The organism is Streptomyces sp. NRRL F-5727, assembly GCF_000719555.1.
In the GTDB taxonomy this organism is placed as follows: Bacteria; Actinomycetota; Actinomycetes; order Streptomycetales; family Streptomycetaceae; genus Streptomyces.
In genome coordinates, this window is record NZ_JOGX01000118.1 from 1 (window position 1) to 19,512 (window position 19,512).

Sequence of the window (19,512 nt, forward strand, 5' to 3'; positions counted from 1 at the left end):
GCGAAGAGGCCGCAGAGGATCTCCTCGCGCGGGCTGCGCGGGGCACGGTGCGCGGTGCCGGCGGTGAAGTCGGGGGCGGGCAGGGCGCGGCGGTCCAGCTTGCCGTTGGGGGTGAGGGGCAGGCCGGGCAGGGGGACGATCGCGGACGGCACCATGTGCGGGGGCAGGGTCCGGGCCAGGTGGTCGCGCAGGGCGGCCGGGTCGGCGTCGCCGACGACGTACGCGACGAGGTGCCGGTCGCCGGGGCGGTCCTCCCGGACCACGACGGCCGCGTGGGTGACGCCGGGGTGGCGGCCGGCGACGGTCTCGATCTCGCCGGGTTCGATCCGGAAGCCGCGTACCTTGACCTGGCTGTCGGCCCGGCCGGCGATCTCCAGGGTGCCGTCGGCGCGCCAGCGGGCGAGGTCGCCGGTGCGGTACACGCGGGCGCCGCGCGGTCCGTGGGGGTGGGCGACGAACCGTTCGGCGGTGAGGGCCGGGCGGTGGCGGTAGCCGTGGGCGAGGCCGTCGCCGGAGACGTACAGCTCGCCGGTGACGCCCGGGGGGACGGGCTGGAGGCGGGCGTCGAGGACGTACACCTGGGTGTGGGCGAGGGGGTGGCCGACGGGGACGGTGGCGCGTGCGGTGTCGTCGGCGGTGACCTGGTGGGCGTTGGTGAAGACCATCGACTCGACGGGGCCGTAGCCGTGGACGATCCGCAGGTGTGGGAAGTCCCGGCGGACGCGCTGGAGATGGGCGAGGGAGGGTGCCTCGCCACCGGTCATGACCTGGCGCAGGGTGCGGAAGACCTCGGGGCGGGTGTCGGCGATGACGGCGAAGAGGCCGGCGGAGAGCCAGACGGTGGTGACGGCGTGCGCGGCGACGAGGTCGGCGATCACGGCGGGGTCGGGGCTCTGGCCGGGGGCGAGGACGCAGGTGCCGCCGTGCAGGAGGGCGGGCCAGAGCTCCAGGGTGAGGCCGTCCCAGGAGACGGGGGCGCACTGGAGCCACACCTCGTCCGGGCCGAAGGCCACGTACTCCTGGCCGAAGAAGGTGCGGACGGTGGCGCGGTGCGGGGAGGCGACGCCCTTGGGGCGGCCGGTGGAGCCGGAGGTGAAGAGGACGCAGGCGAGGTCGTCGGCGCGGACCCGCACGTCGGGGGCGGTGGCGGGGCGGGCGTCGATCAGGGCGCGGTCGGCCGGCGCGTCGGCGCGGACGAGGGTGAGGTCCGGCGGCAGCAGGGCGGCGAGCGCGCGGTGGGTGACGGCGGTGCGGACGCCGGCTTCCGCGACGATGGAGCGGAGCCGGTCCTCGGGGTGGTCGGGGTCCAGGGGGACGTAGGCGGCGCCGCACTTGAGGGCGGCGAGGATGCCGGTGACGAGGTCGGGGCCGCGGGTGACGAGGACGCCGACGACGTCGCCGTGGCCGACGCCGAGGCCGATGAGGTGGTGGGCGAGGCGGTTGGCGCGGGCGTCGAGTGCGGCGTAGCCGATCCGCTCGGTGCCGGAGATCAGGGCGGTGGCGTGGGGGGTGCGGGCGGCCTGGTCGGCGAAGAGTTCGTGCAGGGAGCGGTCGTGCGGGTAGGGGGCGGCGGTGTCGTTCCAGGTGGTGAGGGTGGTGTGGCGCTCCTCGGCGGAGAGGACGTCGAGGGTGCCGAGGGGGCGGTCGGGGTCGGCGACGGCGGCGTGCAGCAGGCGTTCGAGCCGGGTGAGGAGGGTGCGGGCGGTGGCGGGGTCGAAGAGGTCGGTGGCGAATTCGAGGCCGCCGTCGAGCCCGGCGGGGGCGCCGGCCCGGTCGTGGGTCTCGGCCAGGGCGAGGGAGAGGTCGAACTTGGCGGTGGTGTTGGTGACCGGCTCGGGGCGGGCGGTGGCGTCGCCGAGGCGTACGTCGGTCTCCTCGGTGTTCTGGAGGACGAGCATCACCTGGAAGAGCGGGTGCCGGGCGAGCGAGCGGACCGGGTTCAGCTCCTCGACCAGCCGGTCGAAGGGCACGTCCTGGTGGGCGTAGGCGGCGAGGTCGGACTCCCGGACCCGGGCGAAGAGGGTGGCGTGGGTCTCCCGGGCCAGGTCGCGCAGCCCCTGGTGGAGCCCGGGCCCGAACCGCACGGGCAGGACGGCGCCGTCGCCGCGGGTGTCGCCGGCGCGGGGCCGGTCGGTGGGCAGGGGCAGGGCGTCGGGCAGTCCGGCGAGGGCGTCGCGCCAGTGGTCGAGCTGCCGGGCGAGGAGGCTGTCGGGGTCGGTGTCGTCGCCGAGGAGGTCGCGCTGCCAGAGGGTGTAGTCGGCGTACTGGACGGGCAGCGGCGCCCATGAGGGTTCGTCCCCGGCGGCGCGGGCGGCGTAGGCCGTGGCCAGGTCGCGCAGGAGCGGGGTCATGGACCAGCCGTCGGCGGCGATGTGGTGCATCACCAGGAGCAGCACGTGGTCGCCCGTGTCGGCGGTGAGGAGGTGGGCCCGGAACGGGAGTTCGCCGGCGAGGTCGAAGCGGTGGGAGGCGGCGGCCCGGAGGGCGGCGGCCAGCTCGTCGGGGGTGTGCGGACGGTCGGTGACGGTCAGGTGGGGGCGGGCGTCCGCCGCCGGGACGACGGACTGGCGGGGCAGGCCGTCGACGGCCGGGAAGCGGGTGCGGAGGGGCTCGTGGCGGCCGGTGAGGTCGGTGAGCGCGGCCCGGAGGACGTCCGGGTCGACGGTGCCGCCGAGGCGGGCGGCGAAGGTCAGGTTGTAGGCGGTGCCGCCGGTGTCGCCCTGGGCGGTGTCGAGGAACCAGAGGCGCTGCTGGGCGTGGGAGAGCGGCAGTTCCACGGGGCGGGCGGCGGGGCGCAGGGCCGGCCTGGCGGACGCGGCACCGTCGAGGCGGCGGGCGAGCGCGGCGACGGTGGGCGCCTGGAAGAGGTCGCGGACGCCGGCCTCGACGCCGAGGGCGGTGCGGATGCGGCCGGTGAGGCGGGCGGCGAGCAGGGAGTGGCCGCCGAGGTGGAAGAAGTCGTCGTCGACGCCGATGTCTTCGACGCCGAGGACCTGGGCGAAGAGGCCGCAGAGGACCTCCTCGCGCGGGGTGCGCGGGGCGCGGCCGCCGGCGGGCGCGCTGGTGTCGGGGGCGGGCAGGGCCTGGCGGTCGAGTTTGCCGTTCGGGGTGAGCGGGAGGGCGTCGAGGACGACGACGGCGGCGGGCACGAGGTGTTCGGGGAGCCGGGTCAGCGCGGCCTGGACCTCGCCGGGCTCGACGCGGAACCCGCGGATCTTCACCTGCCCGTCGGCCCGGCCCAGGAACTCCAGGACGCCGTCGGCGCGTCGGCGGACCAGGTCGCCGGTGCGGTAGACCCGCTCCCCGGGGGAGCCGTACGGGTGGGCGACGAACCGCTCGGCGGTCAGGCCGCTTTGGCCCACGTACCCCCGGGCGAGGCCGACGCCGGCCATGTACAGCTCGCCGGCGACACCGACCGGGACCGGCCGCAGCCGCTCGTCCAGCACGTAGACGCGCTTGTCGGCGATCGGCCGGCCGACCGGGATCGACGGGGCGGTGGCGTCCCGGTCCTCGACCGTGTGGCAGCAGGTGAAGATCATCGACTCGACCGGCGAATAGCCGTTGACCAGCCGCAGCCCCGGATACTCCGCCCGCGCCTTCGCGATGTGCGCCACGGACAGCGGCTCGCCGCCCGTCATCAGCTGCCGCACACCCACTGCAGCCACACCTCGTGAACATCACGCAGGCCACGTCCTCCGGCCCCGCGATCCGTCCCAGGTCGGTGTCGTCCAGGCCGGCGATCGCGTCCGCCTCGGTGTCCAGGCGTACGAAGTCGGCGGCGGCGTCGCGCCAGCCGTCGGCGGGTTCGCCGGCGGTGACGATCAGCCGGGCCCCGGCGGTGTCGGCGACGGTGCGCAGCCGCTCGACGGGGAATCCGGCGTCGAGCAGGGTGTATCCGGCGCCCGCCTTGAGGACGGCGAGGACGGTGACGACGAGGTCGAGGTCCCGGTCGAGGAGGACGGCGACGGTGTCGCCGCGGCCCGTGCCCCGGGCCCGGAGGTGGCGGGCGAGCCGGTTCGCGGCGGCGTTGAGCTCCGCGTAGCCGATCGTGCGGTCCGGGAGGACCAGGGCGGTGGCGTCGGGGGTGCGGGCGGCCTGCCGCTCGAAGAGCTCGTGGACGCCCTCGGTCCGCGGGAGGGCGGTGGCGGTGGCGTTCCAGGTGTCGAGGAGCGTGGTGCGCTCGTCGGCGGCGAGGACGTCGAGGTCGCCGATCCGGCGGTCCGGCTCGGCCGCTGCCGCCGTGAGGAGGCGGACCAGGCGGTCGGCGAGCGCCTCGGCCGTCGTCCGGTCGAAGAGGTCGGTGGCGTACTCCAGGAAGCCGGTCAGGCCGGCGGGGGCGCCGTCCTCGGCGTGGTGCCGTTCGGCGACGAAGGTGAGGTCGAACTTGGCGCTGTGGCGCTCGGGGTGGGCGACCCGCACCTCGCAGCCCGGCAGGGCCGGGACCGGGGTGGCGTCCTGGAGGGCCAGCATCACCTGGAAGAGCGGGTGGCGGGCGAGCGAGCGGACCGGGTTCAGCTCCTCGACCAGCCGGTCGAAGGGCACGTCCTGGTGGGCGTAGGCGGCGAGGTCGGACTCCCGGACCCGGGCGCGCCCGCGCCGAGCCGGGTGAGCAGGGCGGCGAGGCCGGCCTGCACGACCATGAAGAGGGTGGAGTCGCTGCGGCGGGCGAGGTCGAGGAGCCGCCCGTGCAGCCCGGCGTCGAGGGCGAGGGGGACGCTGTCGCCGCGGTGGCTCGCGACGGGCGGCCGGGGCCGGTCGGTGGGGAGGGCCGTCGCGTCGGGGGCGCCGGCGAGGGCCTCGCGCCAGTGGTCGAGCTGGCGGCGGGCGAGGCTGTGCGGATCGGCCTCGTCGCCGAGGAGGGCGCGCTGCCAGAGGGTGTGGTCGGCGTACTGGACGGGCAGCGGCGCCCACTCCGGCGTACGGCCTTCGGCGCGGGCCGCGTAGGCGGTGGTGAGGTCCCGGGTCAGCGGGGTGAGGGACCAGCCGTCGGCGGCGATGTGGTGCGCCACCAGGAGCAGGACGTGGTCGTCGGCGGCGACGGTGAGCAGCGTGGCGCGCAGCGGCGGCTCGGCGGCGAGGTCGAAGCGGTGGGCGGAGGCGTCGCGGAGGGCCTGGGGCAGCTCCTGCTCGGCGCAGGCGGCCGTGTGCCAGACGGCGGCGGCGAGCGTGGGGGTGTCGGCGTCGAGGACGTGCTGCCAGGGCTCTCCGTCCGTCGTGGGGAAGACGGTCCGCAGGGCCTCGTGACGGGCCGTCACGTCGAGGACGGCCTGGCGCAGCGCGTCGGTGTCGAGGGGGCCGCGGACGCGGAGGGCGAGGGGCACGTTGTAGGAGGCGCTGGGTTCCTCGGCCTGGTCGAGGAACCAGAGGCGCTGCTGGGCGGAGGAGAGCGGGACGCGCTCGGGGCGCGGGGACGGCAGCAGGGGCGGGCGGGGGGCGGGACCGGCTCCGGTGCCGTCGTCGGTTCCGTCGGCGCCGGCGTCGGCGTCGAGGCGGGCGGCGAGTGCGGCGACGGTGGGGGCGTGGAAGAGTTCGCCGATGCCGACGTGGGCGTCGAGCGTGGTGCGGATGCGGCTGATCAGGCGGGCGGCGAGGAGCGAGTGACCGCCCAGGTCGAAGAAGTTGTCGTGCGCGCCGACCCGTTCGACGCCGAGGACACCGGCGAAGAGCTCCGCCAGGGCGGCCTCGCGGGCCGTCCGCGGCTCCGCGCCGGCGTCGGCGGACGCGGTGGGCGCGGGGGCGGGCAGGGCCTGGCGGTCGAGCTTGCCGTTCGGGGTGAGCGGGAGGGCGTCCAGGACGGTGAAGCTGCCGGGCCTGAGGTGTTCGGGCAGGTGGGCGGTGGTGTGGGCGCGGGCGTCGGCCGGGTCGAGTACGGTGCCGGGCTCGGCGACGAGGTAGGCGGCGAGGCGCTTGTCGCCGGGCCGCTCCTCGCGGACCACCACGGCGGCCTGGCGGACCTGCGGGTGCCGCATGAGAACGGCCTGGATCTCGCCGGGCTCGACGCGGAAGCCGCGGATCTTCACCTGGCCGTCGGCCCGGCCGACGTACTCCAGGACGCCGTCGGCGCGCCGCCGGACCAGGTCGCCGGTGCGGTAGACCCGCTCGCCGGGGGCGCCGTGGGGGTGGGCGACGAACCGTTCCGCCGTCAGGCCGGGCTGGCCCAGGTAGCCGTGGGCCAGTCCCGCGCCGGTGAGGTAGAGGTCGCCGACGACGCCGGCCGGGACCGGGCGGAGCCGGTCGTCCAGGACGTACATCCGCTCGTGGGCGATCGGCCGGCCGATCGGGATGGCCGGGTGGCGGGTGTCCTCGGGGGTGATGGTGTGGGTCGACACGAAGATCATGGCCTCGACCGGTCCGTAGCCGTTGACCAGCCGCAGTCCCGGGTACTCCGCGAGCGCCTTCGCCGCGTGGGCGGGCGAGGCGGCCTCGCCGCCGCCGATGACCTGGCGCATCCCGGTGAAGCAGCCGGGGTACTCGTCGAGCAGGAAGTTCAGCAGGCTCGCCGACAGGTAGGCCGAGGTGACGCGGTGGCGGGCGATCAGCTCGGCGATCACGGCGGGCTCCGGCTTGCCGCCGGGCTGCAGGACGCAGGTGCCGCCGTGCAGCAGGGGGCCGAAGACCTCCAGGGCGAAGGCGTCCCAGGACATCGGCGCGGACTGCAGCCACACCTGGTCCGGGCCGAAGGCGACGAAGTCCTGGCCGGTGAGGGTGCCGGTGAGGGCCCGGTGGGGGGCCACCACGCCCTTGGGGACGCCCGTCGAGCCCGAGGTGAACATGACGCAGGCGGCGTCCTCGGGTCCGACCGCGCGCCCGGGCGCGGAGGCGGCGCGGGCGGCGATGGCTGCCGCGTCGGGGTCGGCGTCGAGCCGGACCAGAGGGGTGTCGGGGCCGAGCACGTCACCGAGCTCTCCCGCCGTGACCACGCGCGCGAGTCCGGCGCGTCCGACGACGTCCCGCAGCCGCTCGCCGGGGAACCCGGGGTCGAGCAGGGTGTAGGCGGCGCCCGCCTTCAGCACGGCGAGCAGGGCCACGACGAGCCGCGGTTCGCGCTCCAGGAGGACGCCGACCGTGTCGCCGCGGCGCACTCCGAGCCCGACGAGGTGCCGGGCCAGCCGGTTCGCGGCGCGCTCCAGCTCGCCGTAGGTCATCCGCTCGTCGCCGGACACGAGGGCCGTCGCGCCGGCCGTCGCCCGGGCCTGCCGCTCGAACAGCTCGTGCACGGGCACCCCGTACGGCTCCGAGGGGGTGCTGCCCTCCCCGAGCAACTGCCGCCGCTCCCCCGCCGTGAGGACGTCCAGGTCGCCGACGGGTACGTCGGGCCGGGCGGCGGCCGCCTCCAGGAGGCGCACCAGGCGCGCCACCAGCGCCTCGGCGCTGTCCCGGTCGAACAGGTCCACGGCGTACTGGGCGGTGCCGTGGATGCCGGTGGGGCGGCCGGCGACGTCGTAGCCCTCGGTGACGTCGAAGGTGAGGTCGAACTTGGCGACGTCGAGGGTGAGCACGCGCTGTTCGACGAGGTCCACGCCGGGCAGCCGCGGGGTGGCGACGGCGTTGTTCTGGAGGACGAGCATCACCTGGAAGAGCGGGTGGCGGGCGGGCGAGCGGACCGGGTTCAGCTCCTCGACCAGCCGGTCGAAGGGCACGTCCTGGTGGGCGTAGGCGGCGAGGTCGGACTCCCGGACCCGGGCGAGGAGTTCGCGGAAGGTCGGGTCGCCGGAGGTGTCCGTGCGCAGCACGAGGGTGTTGGCGAAGAAGCCGACCAGGTCGTCCAGGGCCTCGTCCGACCGTCCGGCGACCGGGGTGCCGAGGGGGATGTCGTCGCCCGCGCCGAGGCGGGTGAGCAGCGCGGCGAGGCCGGCCTGCACGACCATGAAGAGGGTGGAGTCGCTGCGGCGGGCGAGGTCGAGGAGCCGCCCGTGCAGCCCGGCGGGGAGGTCGACGGGGACGACTCCGCCGCGGTGCGAGGGGTGGAGCGGGCGGGGGCGGTCGGTGGGGAGGGTGGTCTCGTCGCCGAGTCCGGCCAGGGTCCGCCGCCAGTGCGCGAGCTGCCGGGCGAGGACGCTGTCCGGGTCGGCCGGGTCGCCGAGGAGGTCGCGCTGCCAGAGGGTGTAGTCGGCGTACTGGACGGGCAGCGGCGCCCACTCCGGCGTACGGCCCTCGACGCGGGCCGTGTAGGCCGTCGCCAGGTCGCCGACCAGCGGTGCCAGCGACCAGCCGTCGCAGGCGATGTGGTGCACGACGAGGAGCAGGACGTGCTCCCCCGGCCCGGCGTCGAAGAGGTGGGCCCGCAGCGGCGGCTCCGTGGCGAGGTCGAAGCCCCGGCGGGCGGCGGCGGTGAGGGCCTCGGGGAGTCCGTCCGGGCCGGGGGCGGTGTGGGTCCAGGGAACGCGGGCGTCCTCGGGGGCGGGCACCTCCTGGCGGGGCCGGCCGTCGGTCGCGGGGTGGCGGGTGCGCAGGGCCTCGTGGCGCTCCGCCAGGTCGGCGACGGCGCCGCGGAGGGCGTCGGCGTCGAGGGCGCCGCGCAGCCGGAGGGCGATCGGGACGTTGTACGTGGCTCCGCCGGCGGGTTCCTCACCGGTGTCGCGGCCCTCGGCCTGGTCGAGGAACCAGATGCGCTGCTGGGCGGCGGAGAGCGGGAGTTCGGCGGGGCGGGCGGCGGGGAGGAGGGCGGGCGGGGCTTCCGCTGCGCCGTCGAGGGCGCTGGCCAGGGCGGCGGGGGTGGGGGCCCGGAAGAGTTCGCGGATGCCGATCTCGACGCCGAAGGCGCGGCGGATGCGGCTGATCAGGCGGGCGGCGAGGAGGGAGTGGCCGCCGAGGAGCAGGAAGCTCTCGTCGGCGCCGACCTCGTCCACGCCGAGGACGTCGGCGAACAGTCCGCAGAGGGTGTGCTCGGCGGGTGTCTCCGGGGCGCGGCCGACCGGCGCGGTGCGGGCCTGCGGGGCGGGCAGGGCCTGGCGGTCGAGTTTGCCGTTCGGGGTGAGCGGGAGGGCGTCGAGGACGACGACGGCGGCGGGCACGAGGTGTTCGGGGAGCCGGGACGGCGGCCTGGCGGACGTGCGGGTGCTTCATCAGCGCGGCCTGGACCTCGCCGGGTTCGATCCGGAAGCCGCGGATCTTCACCTGGCCGTCGGCGCGTCCGACGAACTCGACGACGCCGTCGGGCCGCATGCGGACCAGGTCGCCGGTGCGGTAGAGCCGTGCGCCGGGGGCGCCGTACGGGTGGGCGACGAAACGTTCCGCCGTCAGGCCCGGCCGGCCCGCGTACCCCCGGGCGAGGCCGACGCCGGCCATGTACAGCTCGCCCTCGGCGCCCGGCGGGAGGGGGCACAGGCGCTCGTCGAGGACGTGGATCTGCTTGTGGGTGAGGACGGAGCCGACGGGGATCGCGGTGTGCTCGGTGTCCCGCTCGCCGACGGTGTGGCAGCAGGTGAAGATCATGGACTCCACGGGCGAGTACCCGTTGACCAGCCGCAGCCCCGGGTACGCGGCGAGGGCCCGGGCCACGTGCGGCACGGACAGCGGCTCGCCGCCCGTCATCAGCTGCCGCACGCCGTCGAAGCACCCCGGGTACTCGTCCAGGAGGAAGTCGAGGAGGCTCGCCGAGACGTGGACGGTGGTGACGCCGTGGGCGGCGATCAGTTGGGCGATGACGGCCGGCTCCGGGCGCGTCCCGGGCTGGAGGACGCAGGTGCCGCCGTGCAGCAGCGCCCCGAACAGCTCCAGCGCGAAGGCGTCCCACGACACCGGCGCGCACTGCAGCCACACCTCTTCCCGGCGTCCCGGGCGGCGACGGCGTCCGCCTCCGCGTCGACCGGGACGGGAAGCACCGGCGTACCGTCCCAGCGGCCGGCGAGCCGGGCCGTGGTGACGGCGTGGGCGGCGCCGGCCAGGGAGGCGATCTCGCGGACCCGTGCGGCGGGCAGGGCGGGGTCGAGGAGGGTGTATCCGGCGCCGGCCTTCAGGACGGCGAGGACGGCCACGACCAGCTCGGTGTCCCGCTCCAGGAGCACTCCGACGGTGTCGCCGCGCCGCACCCCGAGCGCGGTCAGGTGGCGGGCGAGGCGGTTGGCCCGGGCGTTCAGCTCGCCGTACGGGGTGCCCCGTCCCTCGAAGACCACGGCGGTGGCATCGGGGGTCCGGGCCGCCTGCTCCTCGAAGACCTCGTGGACGCAGTCCAAGGACACCTTCATCATCTCCATCGGTCGGGGCGTGGACATCGCGGGGTGGGGGAACGCGGGGCTGGAGCGCCGGGGTGGGAGGGCCGGGGCGGGCGGCCCGGTCAGCTCGCGGCGGTCTCGGCGATCAGGCTCGCCGGGCGCATGTCGGTCCAGTGCGCGTCGACGTAGTCGAGGCAGCTCTGCCGGGAGGCGGCGCCGTGGACGGTGTTCCAGCCCTCGGGGACCTCGATGTCGGCCGGCCACAGGGAGTGCTGGTTCTCGTGGTTGACCAGCACCAGATAGGCGGCGTCGGCGTTCTCGAAAGGATTGGTGGTCATCGGAATTCTCCTGTTCCTGAGTCGATTCCTCGGGGACATCGAAAAGCTAAGTCCGCCGCGCGTTCCCGAAAGGCAGCGAGCGGGGCAGCCGATCGGCAGTTACCGACGGATCCGGGGAGCCGGAACGCGAGGCGGAACTGCCGGTGTCCGGGGTCCGTCGCCGTGCCGCTCGGCCAGGAAAGCGGCGGGCAGCAGTCGCTCCAGCGCGGCCGGTCCGAACAGGGAGACGCCGACGGGCAGTTCGCCGGAGAATCCGGCGGGGACGGCGACGACGGGCCGGCCGGCCAGGGCCGGGAGGGTGGAGCTGGTCCGGGTGAACGGGTCGGGGCCGTCGTCGATGCGCCAGGCCGGGCCGCTGGTCGCGGCCATGAGGAGGTCCACGCCGTGTGCGGCCAGGGCCGTGTCGATCAGGTCGCGGGCCCGTCGGCGGGTGCGCCGCCGGAGGGCCGCGGCGAGCGCCCGCTCCTCGTCCGTGAGTTCGGCGCACCGCTCCAGCAACTCCTGGCCGAAGAGGGCCAGTTCCACCGGGTCCCGGCGGTTCTCCGCGATGACCTCGTCCAGGGTGGCGGGCGCGCCGGGCCGGCCGCTCAGGTACCGCTCCAGTGAGGGCCGGAACTCGGCGCAGAGCGCGTCGAGTCCGTCGACGAGCATGTCCCGGGGCAGGGTGATCTCGACGGGGACGACGGTGGCGCCCGCGGCCCGGAGCCGTTCGGCGAGGCGTTCGGCGAGCTCCTGGGCGTCCGGGGCCATGCCCTTGACGTGCCACAGCCCCATCCGGACGGTCCCGGGCGGGGCCGGTGCGGCGGGGAGGGGGCGGCCGGTGAGGACGGCGAGGCAGAGCGCCGCGTCCGCCAGCCGGGGGGCCAGGGGTCCGAGGGTGTCCTGCACGGTGGAGATGGGCACGACACCGGCCGTCGGCAGGGTGCCGGGCGCCGGTTTGATCGCGGCGACGCCGCAGACGCCCGCCGGGCAGACGAGCGAGCCGTCCGTCTCGGTGCCGAGGGCCAGCGGGGCCATTCCGGCCGCCACGGCGGCGGCCGAGCCGGCGGAGGAGCCCCAGGGGCTGTGCGCCGGGGCGTAGGGGTTGCGGGTCTGGCCGCCGACGGCGGACCAGCCCTCGATGCTGCGCGTGGAGCGGAAGTTGCCCCATTCGGTGAGGTTCGTCTTGCCGAGGACGACGGCCCCGGCCGCGCGCAGCCGGGTGACGACCGCCGCGTCCCGTGCGGGAGGGGTGCCGGCGAGCAGCCGGGATCCGGCGGTGGAGGCGAGTCCCGCCGTGTCGATGTTGTCCTTGAGGAGGACCGGGATGCCGTCGAGGGGGCCGAGGGGGGTGCCCCGGGCGTGGCGGAGGTCGGCGGCGCGGGCCTGTGCGGGGGCGGTGTCGTCGACCGCGAGGACGGCGCGGACCACCGGGTCGGCGGTGGCGATCCGGTCCAGGCAGGCCGTGACCAGGTCCGTGCTGGTGAGGGCGGAGGAGCGCAGGCTCCGGGCCAGTTCGGCGACGGGCCGGTGCTGGAGGCCCGGCGGGTGGGGGGCCGGGGCGCCGGGGTCAGTCAAGGCGGGCCTCCCTGAGGAGGGGGACGAGGAGCACCGTGCCGAGGGCGGTCAGGGCGACCAGCGCGTGCAGCAGCAGCGCCCAGGTCATGCCGGCCCATTCGACGAGCGCCCCGATGACGAGGTTGCCGAGGGGCGCGGCGCCGAAGATGAGGAGGGCCTGGATGGACACGATCCGGCCGCGGACGGCCTCGGGCGCCCAGCGCTGGACGCAGGAGACCAGGACGGTGCCGACGAGCGCCGAGACGAGGCCCAGACCGGCGTACGGGGCGAGGGCGGCGGCCGTCGACGGGCTCCAGGCGAGGGCCGCCAGGCAGGCGGTCTGTCCGGCGGTGCCGACGGCGAGGACGAGCCCCGCGCGGCGGCGGGCGGGCCACACCAGCGTCAGCAGGAATCCGGCGGCGGCGCCGATGGTGAAGGCGGTCAGCAGCAGGCCGGCGCCGGCGGCGGCCGAACCGTTCCGGTTCGCCATCAGGGCCACGCCGATGTTGATGGGTCCCGCTCCGGCGAACTCGGTGAGTCCGATCACGGTGATCACGGCCCTGAGCCGTGGCGCGGCGGCCACGGCCCGCAGCCCTTCGCCGATGCGGGCGGCCAGGGAGGGCTGCGGGGCGGCGGTGCCCGCGTCCTTCTCGGGTACGGGCTCCGCCTGTGCGGCGGCCCGCTCCCGCCGGGTCCGGACGCGGAGGACGGCGAGGGCCGACACCGCGTAGGTCACCGCGTTGACGGCGGCGACGAGCGGGATGCCGCCGAGGGCCATCAGGACGCCGCCGAGGGGTCCGCCGGCGGCCTGGCCGCCGCGCAGGGCGCCCAGGTAGAGGGCGTTGCCGCGGACGAGGTGGCGCTCGGGCAGCAGTCCGGCGCGCAGCGCGCCGGAGGCCGGGATGAAGAACGCGCCGAACAGCGCGAGGCCGGCCGCCGCCGCCACGAGCAGCGGCACGCCGGGGCCGAGGGCGAGCGCTCCGGCGGCGGCGAGCGCCATGACCGCGCAGCGGGCGAGGTCGGCGCCGACCATGACCCGGCGGGGGCCGGCGCTGTCGACGAGGGCGCCCGCGCCGAGCAGGGTCACCAGGCGGGGCAGGGAGGCGAGCGCGAGGACCGCGCCCGCCCGTGCGGGGCCGGTGTCGGCGGTGACCGTCCAGGCGAGCGTCACGTACCAGGCGGCGTCGCCGAGCGCGGACAGGCCCATGGCGAGGACGAAGCCCAGGTAGCCGCCGTCGGTGAGGCGGGCGTCCGCCGGGCGGACGGCGGCGGGCGCGGGGCCGGTGGCCATGCTTCCGCTCACGGCCGGTCGCCCAGGGGTCCGGTGGACGCGGCGGCCGGGGACGGCAGTCCGGCCCCGGGCGCCCACACGTCCTCGTGGGCGAGCGCGTCGGCCCGGTACTTGCCCATCGCGCTGACGAGCAGGCGCAGTTCGAGGGCGAGGGCCTCGACGAGGCGGACGAGTCCCCGCTCGGGGTCCTCCTCGACGGCGAGGAGCGCGGCCCGGCCGAGTCCGACGGCGGTGGCGCCGAGCGCGAGCGCCTTGGCCGCGCGGGTGCCCTCCCACATGCGGCCGGAGGCGAGGAGCGCGCCGGCGGGCGGGCCGACGCGGCGCAGGCACTCGCCGAGCGGCAGGCCGACTCCGTCGAGGAAGCCGAGCGGGGCCCATCCGGTGCCGCCCTCGGCGCCGTCGACGGTGACGGCGTCGGCGCCGGCCGCCCAGGCGACGGCGGCGGCCTCCCCGACGTCGCGTCCGGGGTGGAGCTTCACCCACACCCGGGCGCGGGGGAAGTTGTTGCGCATCAGGCGGATCTGCTGGCGCAGGATCTCCTCGGTGAAGGTGCCGGGGCTGCTGCACCGCAGGACCCGCCCGTCGCCGCCGAGGGCGTCGTCGACGGCGTACTGCTCGGCGACGCGGGCGGCGGCGGCGCGGTCCAGGACGGTCATGCCGCCGAGTCCCGGCTTGGCGCCCTGGCCCACCTTCAGCTCGAAGGCGAGCCGGCCCGTGTCGAGCAGGGGCCGGGCGGAGGGGTCGCTGTAGACGAGGTTCCACACCTCGGCGTCGGCGTCCTCGGTGCTCTGCTGGACGGCGATGCCTCCGGTGCCGTCGGGCAGTTCGTCGAGGTAGGCGCGGATGCGGCCGAGCAGGGACCGTCCGGGGTCGCCGGACGGCGGGGTGCCGAGCCGGCCGTAGCCGTTGACGGGGATGACGTTCTCGCCGATCACCATGGGCAGGCCGAGCCGGCCGGCCTGCCGGCTGGCGGCGGTGCCGAGGTCGGCACTGGCCACCTGGGTGGAGCCGAAGGCCGAGAGGTAGGCCGGCAGCGGGGAGCGGAGGGCGCCCACGGCGGTGGCGAGGTCCACGTCGTGGTGGAGCGGCTCGCGGGCGAGGTCGATCAGCTTCTCCAGGCGGCGCGGCATGAAGACGGGCGGCACCAGGCGGAGTTCGTCCAGGAGGTCGGTCCCCGGTGCGGCGGTCCGCGGCCGGGCGGCGCCGAACAGGGTCCGTCCGTACGTCTCCCCCGGCGGGAAGAGGGCGGCGGTGCCGCGGCGGGCCCGGTCGCGTACGGCGTCGGCGGGGAAGCCGTCGGCCCTGAGGCCGGAGCCGTCCGGGTCCCGCGTCGTCTCGGTGGCGGGTCGGGGGCTCACGGGGCGACCACTCCCGGGACCTTCGGGTAGGCGCTGGCCTGCCAGACGGCGTCGAGGCCCGCGAGGTAGCGGGTGAAGCGCTCCAGGCCGATGCCGAATCCGGCGCTGTCCGGGATGCCGTCGCGGACCATCTGCAGGTACCAGCCGTACTTGGCGGGGTTCTCGCCGGTCTCCCGCATGCGGGCGACGATCCGGGCGTACTCGAACTCCCGCTCGCTGCCGCTGCACAGTTCGCCGTACCCCTCGGGGGCGAGGATGTCGAAGTTGCGGAGGGTGCCGGGCTCGTCCCGGCTCTCGCGGTCGTAGAAGCCGCGGGAGCCCTTGGGGTAGTCGGTGACGAAGAAGGGGCGCCCGGACTTGGCGGAGAGCAGCGCCTCGCCGTGCCAGTCGATCTCGGCGTCGGCGCTCTGCTCGTGGCCCAGGGCGCGCAGTTCGGCGACGGCCTCGGCGTGGGTGCGGTGCCCGAAGGGCTCGCCGAGGAGTTCGGTGAAGGCGCCGGTGTCGCGGCCGAGGGCCTCGAACTCCTCGGCGTGGTGGGCGACGGTCTCGCGCACGATGTGCCGGACGAGGTCCTCGCCGAGCCGGGTGATGTCCTCGCGGGAGGCGCCGGCGACCTCGACGTCGATCTGGTGGAACTCGGCCAGGTGGCGGCTGGTGTTCGCGGTCTCCAGGGGCTCCAGCCGGACGCAGGGCGCGATGCAGAAGATCTTGTCGAAGGCGAGCAGGGACGCCTGCTTGTAGAGGATGGCGCTGGTCATGAGCTTGTAGCGGTGGCCGTAGTAGTCGACGTCGACCTGCTTGGAGCCGCGCACGCCCGGGTCGGTGACCGGCCCGATCATCGGCGGCAGCATCTCGGTGAAGCCGTGCGCGCGCAGGAAGCCGCGGGCGGCGGTGAGCATGCCGTTCTGGAGCCGGATGACCGCGCGGGTCGTCGGGTCGGTCAGGTGGTCCGCGGGGGTGCCGGGCAGCCGGTCCGTGGTCGCGGGGGCTGCCGCCGGGTCGGTGAGGGGGAGCATGGGCGTCTACCGTCCTTCTTCGGGGTGGGCCGCGCGGGCCGGCGGGCGGTGCCCGTCGTCGAGGGGCCGGTGGGCGGGCGAGGGGTCGAGGGCGGCGGCGTCGGAGCGCCGCTCCACGTGGCGGAGGGCGGTGAGCAGCCCTCCGGAGGTCAGGCGCGGCGCCCGGGCGGGCGCCACGATGCCGCCGAGCGGCATGCGGCCGACGGCGGACCAGCGCAGCCGTCCGTCGGTGTCGAGGTAGCTCCGGCTCCGCTGGGCGTTGTCGGGGTGGAGGCAGTAGGGGACGTCGAGGTAGCCGCGCGCGAACGCCTGCGGCAGGGCGCGGCCGAGATCCGGGGAGAGTTCCAGGACGGCCTGGACGAGGGCGGACGCCTCGGCGTGGATTCCGGTGTCGGCGACCGGCGTCGGTGCCGGTCCCGTGGCGGCCGGGCCCGCCGTCGGTCCCTTCGCGGGCGGGAGGGTGCGGTCGCGCTCCGCCTCGGCGGCGCGGGCCGCCGCCTCCAGGGCGGCCACGTTCTCCGCCACGGTCGGGATGCGGTGGGCCTCCGCGGCGGTCTTCACGATGAGCCGGGCGGCACCGGTGCGGACCGCGAGCCGGGCCGAGTCCTCCAGGAGGAGCCGGGCGCCGCCGGGGGTGCGCGGGTACACGCCCATGTACGTGTAGACGACGATGTGCCAGTCGAGGCCGGGCAGCAGCTCCTCCGCCAGCCGCCGCAGGGCGTGCAGCGCCTCCTCGTCCTGCCCGGGGTCGGTCTGCTGGGCGTAGCTGAGGGAGACGCTGCGCAGACCGTGCTGGGCGAAGAACAGGGCCTCCAGGACGCTGAGCGCCACGAGCAGGCCCGGCGGGCACAGCTGGCCCATCATGCAGCCGCCGAAGGTCTCCATGTGGGGTTCGGCGCCGTGGTCGCGGGCCCGGGCGAGCAGTGCGCAGCTGCGGGCCCAGTTCTCGACGGACTCGGTCAGCGGGGTACGTCCGTAGGGCAGGCAGTACGAGACGGGGCCGCCCTCGGTGGCGTCGAGTCCGGCGCGGAGGAGCGCCGCGACGATGGACTGGGGGGCGGCGGAGCCGTGCCGGACCTGCACGGGGAAGTCGTGGTCCTGGATGCCGTGGAGGACGGACCGGGTGACGGCGGTGTCGTAGGTGACGAGGGGATAGCCGTTGAGCGGGACGCCGTCGGCGAGCGCGCGGCGGGCGGCGGTCTGGTCGCCGACGCGGGTGTAGCTGTCGAGGGTGACGGTGCCGACGGTGGTGGCGTCGGCGGCCCGGGTGGCGGCGAGGCCGGCCCGCATGGCGCGCGGGTCGCTCATGCCCATGCGGGGCTGGACGACGAGCCGGCCGGCGTGCCGGGCGGCGGCGACGAAGGCGCCGAAGGAGCCGGGGGGCGACGCCGGCGGGACCGCCGGGGCGGGGTGGACGGGTGCGGTCATGCGGTCACGCCCGCGGGGAGGCTTCTCAGGAAGGACCCGAAGGACGCCAGGCCCGCGCCGTCCTCGAAGACGGCGTCGAAACCGGCTTCGAGCAGGCTCGCGTGCTCGGTGCTCCCGGCGCCGCCGATGCCGAGCTTCCCGCCGATCACGACCGGGATGGCGGCGGTCTCGGGGTGGCCGCGCAGCTCCCTGACGACCCGTCGTCCGTCGTTGGCCCCGTGTCCGTTGACGCTGCTGATCACGACCAGGTCGGGGCGCTGCCGCCGGCACTCGCGGACCAGCAGCTCGTCGGGCACGCACGCCCCGAGGTTCGCGACCCGGTGGCCCAGCTCCTCCAGCAGCAGCTGCAGGAAGACGAGGTTCCAGGTGTGCGCGTCCGACGCGACGCTGGAGACGATCACGTGGAGGCCGGAGTCCGGTGGCGCCGGCGCGACCGGGGCCGGTGCCGGCGCGACCGGGTTCGGTGCCGGGGTGACCGGGTTCGGTGCCGGGGTGACCGGGTTCGGTGCCGAGGTGATCGGGGTCGGTATCGGGGTGACCGGGGATACCGGGGTGCCCACTTCCATAGCCTGCCTTCGTTCGACATGACGGATGAGGTCTTTTCTCGCCCGCGATTCCCGGTCGTGCTCCGGATCGGTGTTCCGGAGAGGGACCTTCAGAGGTGCGTCCGGCGATTTCCCGGTGGGAATTCCCGGGAATTCGCGGCGCGCTTCTCGCGCGATTCCCGGGGGGGATTTCCCCGGCGTTCTTCTCCGCCGTGCGGGGCGTGTGTTCTCACCGTAGGGGGCGCCCCGGGGCGCGGCCGGAAGTACGGGCGGCAGGTCTCCGGCAGTAACGCCGCGGGGAGTTCAGGCGACGGCGACGGCCTCCGGCACCGGCTCGTACGCGGCCGGGGTCCCGGGCCCGCCGGCGAGGGCGGACCGGACCCGGCGCAGGACGCGGAAGCGGTCCCGGCCGTCCTCGTCGGCGGTGCGGACCAGGCCGTGGACCAGCAGTCCGTAGACGGTGGCGGCGGTGTCGGCCGGGGACGCGCCGGTGAGCAGCGCGGCCTCCTCCAGGGTCCAGCTGCCGGGCAGCGCGGTGAGGACGGACAGGCGTCGCCGCAGCGGCGCCTCCAGTGCGGCGAGGCCGCGCCGGACGGCTCCGGTGCCGCTCCCGGGGCCGGTTCCCCAGGCGGCGGGCGGTGCCGCGAAGCACTCGGGGTCCCGGGCGAGGTGGTGCAGCAGCTCCTCCGGCGCGTGGACGAGCCCCCAGGCGGCCGTGGTCTCCAGCGCGCCGGGGACGCCGTCGAGCGAACGGCACAGCGCGGCGACGGCGGGCGTCGCGGCGGGGCGCGGGGCGTACGGCCGCAGGCGCCGCAGGTGGGACAGGAAGAGCCGGACGGCGGAGTACTCGGCGAGCGCGTCGGGATCGTGGTCGAGGGCCCGCCCGGGGACGGGCAGCGGGGCGATCGGCATGACCTGTTCGCCGGCGAACCGGGACGGGGCGGCCGCGGTGAGGACGATCCGCAGGCCGGGGGCGCGTTCCAGGAGGCGGTGGACGCCGGTGCCGTCGGCGCCGTGCCGGAGACCGTCGAGGACGAGCAGGACGTCGTCTCCGGGGCCGTCCCCGCCTCCGGTCGCGTCCGGTTCCAGCCGCCGCAGCTCCCGCAGGTCGGGCGAGAGGCCGGCGGCCGGGACCCACAGCACGCGCCAGCCGTGCACGTCGCGCAGGACGCCCGCCGCTTCCCGTACGAGCCGGGTCTTGCCGACGCCGCCCAGGCCGACGACGCTCACCAGACGCTGCCGGTCGACCGTCAGCAGCTCGACGAGGGAGTGGAGTTCGTGCTCGCGCCCCACGGTGGTGCCGAGCAGGACGGGCAGGGCCTGGGCGACGGGGCGGGTGGTGGGGGCGCCCTCCGCCGGAAGGTGGTCACGCGCCGCGGCGTCGAACGCCTCGCGGGTGGTGCCGGTGAGCCGCAGGACGTCGGCGAGCAGCCGGACGGTCTCCTGCCGGGGACGGCGGGCGCGGCCGCTCTCCAGGTCGCGTATCGCGCGGACGCTGAGCGTGGCCAGGTCGGCCATCTGCTGCTGCGTCATGCCTCTGCGCCGGCGGTGGGCGCGCAGGAGTCCGCCGAAGTGGTCCGTCCCGGTGGTCGTGGTCATGGTTCCCCCTCTGCTGGTCGGTCGTTGCGTCACCCATGGTCGGAAGCGGCGGGCGGACCCCGCATGGGTCGGCCGCCCCCAGATTCGGCGGCGGCCCGCGGCGGACGCCGGAGGAGCGCGGACGGCGGGCCGGCGCGGGGCGGCGGCGCCGTGGCGGACCCGGCGGAGAGGGGGCGGCGCGGGGTTCGGGGGCTGGTCGGGGAGCGGGTGACGGGGTGGGGCGCGGCGGGTGCGGGCGCGTGGGGGG

11 protein-coding genes and 2 pseudogenes are annotated in these 19,512 nt (G+C 76.4%); all 13 read right to left on the bottom strand.

Annotated features, from left to right (window positions below):
* On the bottom strand, positions 1-3,665 hold a 3,665-nt coding region (locus tag IF73_RS0136525), incomplete at its 3' end, for a non-ribosomal peptide synthetase (protein WP_158822260.1).
* Between the two features lie 64 nt (positions 3,666-3,729).
* Positions 3,730-4,542: pseudogene (locus IF73_RS42935) on the bottom strand (AMP-binding protein); the annotation flags it as partial.
* Entirely contained in the window at positions 4,512-9,014 is a 4,503-nt protein-coding gene (locus IF73_RS41710) for a non-ribosomal peptide synthetase (protein ID WP_051717713.1), read from the bottom strand. The gene IF73_RS41710 and the pseudogene IF73_RS42935, both read right to left, overlap by 31 nt.
* Before the next feature lie 304 nt (positions 9,015-9,318).
* Positions 9,319-9,741 (bottom strand): annotated as a pseudogene (locus IF73_RS42940) (AMP-binding protein); the annotation flags it as partial.
* Complete coding sequence (locus tag IF73_RS41715) at positions 9,633-10,181, bottom strand: AMP-binding protein (RefSeq protein WP_199806786.1); 549 nt, start codon at positions 10,179-10,181, stop codon at positions 9,633-9,635. The gene IF73_RS41715 and the pseudogene IF73_RS42940, both read right to left, overlap by 109 nt.
* Before the next feature lie 95 nt (positions 10,182-10,276).
* The gene (locus IF73_RS0136540; protein WP_031015696.1) at positions 10,277-10,492 is read right to left on the bottom strand and encodes an MbtH family protein; all 216 of its coding nucleotides are present in this window, start codon (positions 10,490-10,492) and stop codon (positions 10,277-10,279) included.
* 99 nt (positions 10,493-10,591) lie between these two features.
* On the bottom strand, positions 10,592-12,049 hold the full coding sequence (locus IF73_RS0136545) for an amidase family protein (protein ID WP_063833515.1): 1,458 nt from the start codon (positions 12,047-12,049) through the stop codon (positions 10,592-10,594).
* Complete coding sequence (locus IF73_RS0136550) at positions 12,042-13,319, bottom strand: MFS transporter (RefSeq protein ID WP_158822261.1); 1,278 nt, start codon at positions 13,317-13,319, stop codon at positions 12,042-12,044. The genes IF73_RS0136545 and IF73_RS0136550 overlap by 8 nt, the downstream gene beginning before the upstream one ends.
* Before the next feature lie 8 nt (positions 13,320-13,327).
* Positions 13,328-14,677 (bottom strand): glutamate synthase-related protein, encoded by a 1,350-nt coding sequence (locus IF73_RS0136555; protein ID WP_051717717.1) that lies wholly within the window; start codon positions 14,675-14,677, stop codon positions 13,328-13,330.
* Positions 14,674-15,693 (bottom strand): asparagine synthetase A, encoded by a 1,020-nt coding sequence (locus IF73_RS42450; RefSeq protein WP_051717720.1) that lies wholly within the window; start codon positions 15,691-15,693, stop codon positions 14,674-14,676. Before IF73_RS42450 ends, IF73_RS0136555 begins: the two co-directional genes overlap by 4 nt.
* A gap of 6 nt (positions 15,694-15,699) precedes the next feature.
* A complete protein-coding gene (locus IF73_RS42455; RefSeq protein WP_051717722.1) occupies positions 15,700-17,121 on the bottom strand; it encodes a methylaspartate mutase in 1,422 nt (473 codons plus the stop codon).
* Positions 17,118-17,681, bottom strand: coding sequence for a cobalamin B12-binding domain-containing protein (locus tag IF73_RS0136570; protein WP_420706613.1), 564 nt, complete (start codon positions 17,679-17,681; stop codon positions 17,118-17,120). Before IF73_RS0136570 ends, IF73_RS42455 begins: the two co-directional genes overlap by 4 nt.
* A gap of 288 nt (positions 17,682-17,969) precedes the next feature.
* Positions 17,970-19,265: a helix-turn-helix domain-containing protein gene (locus IF73_RS0136575; protein ID WP_051717724.1), complete on the bottom strand. Its 1,296-nt coding sequence runs from the start codon at positions 19,263-19,265 to the stop codon at positions 17,970-17,972.
* Positions 19,266-19,512 lie beyond the last annotated feature (247 nt).

Coding starts and splice junctions, on each gene's coding strand:
- IF73_RS0136540 (WP_031015696.1), bottom strand. CDS start 10,492: ATGACCACCAATCCTTTCGAGAACGCCGACGCCGCCTATCTGGTGCTG.
- IF73_RS0136550 (WP_158822261.1), bottom strand. CDS start 13,319: ATGGCCACCGGCCCCGCGCCCGCCGCCGTCCGCCCGGCGGACGCCCGC.
- IF73_RS42450 (WP_051717720.1), bottom strand. CDS start 15,693: ATGCTCCCCCTCACCGACCCGGCGGCAGCCCCCGCGACCACGGACCGG.
- IF73_RS42455 (WP_051717722.1), bottom strand. CDS start 17,121: ATGACCGCACCCGTCCACCCCGCCCCGGCGGTCCCGCCGGCGTCGCCC.
- IF73_RS0136575 (WP_051717724.1), bottom strand. CDS start 19,265: ATGACCACGACCACCGGGACGGACCACTTCGGCGGACTCCTGCGCGCC.